Source organism: Streptomyces sp. NRRL WC-3549, from assembly GCF_000721935.1.
Classification (GTDB): Bacteria; Actinomycetota; Actinomycetes; order Streptomycetales; family Streptomycetaceae; genus Streptomyces.
In genome coordinates, this window is sequence record NZ_KL585426.1 from 77,467 (window position 1) to 78,027 (window position 561).

General features: G+C 77.5%; 1 protein-coding gene. It reads right to left on the bottom strand.

The window, feature by feature from the left end; genetic code table 11:
• Positions 1-138 precede the first annotated feature (138 nt).
• On the bottom strand, positions 139-561 hold a 423-nt coding region (locus IH13_RS0128765), incomplete at its 5' end, for a glycosyltransferase (protein ID WP_031088932.1).

Here is a 561-nt window from a genome sequence, read left to right on the forward strand (position 1 = left end):
CGCCGAGAGCGGCGTCTGGTGGCGGACGCCTGAGGCGCAGCGCGGCCGTCCGTCACAGGACGGCCGCGACGCCCGGTCCCCGTCGGCCGCGACGCCCGTGGGCCCGGCGTGCGGCACCGGCCACCACCGCTCGCGGGCTCAGGCCGGACCGGAGGGTGACGAGGGGGGCAGCAGCGCCTCCAGCGGGCGTACGCCTTCGCCCGCGAGGAGGCCGCGGCCCGTCGCGACCCGCAGTTCACGCGCCGCACCCGGCCCGGTCAGGACGTCCAGGGACCGGATCAGCGCACCGGCGTCCGGAGCGAAGTCGGCGAGGCCGTGTTCCGCCATCCTCAGGGCCCCGTCCCTGCCGTGTCCCGGAATGACGCGGAAGCTGACGACCGGTACGCCGAGGGCCATGGCCTCCAGTGCCGTCTGGCCCGCGGCGTTGTCGACGAGCGCCCGGGAGGCCGACAGGAGCCCCGGCATGTCGTCGACCCAGCCCAGGGTGTGCTCGGGAGCGCCGCGGGACGCCTGCCGCCGCAGCCGGGCGTTCCTCCCGCAGAGCACGACCGGCCGGTAGCC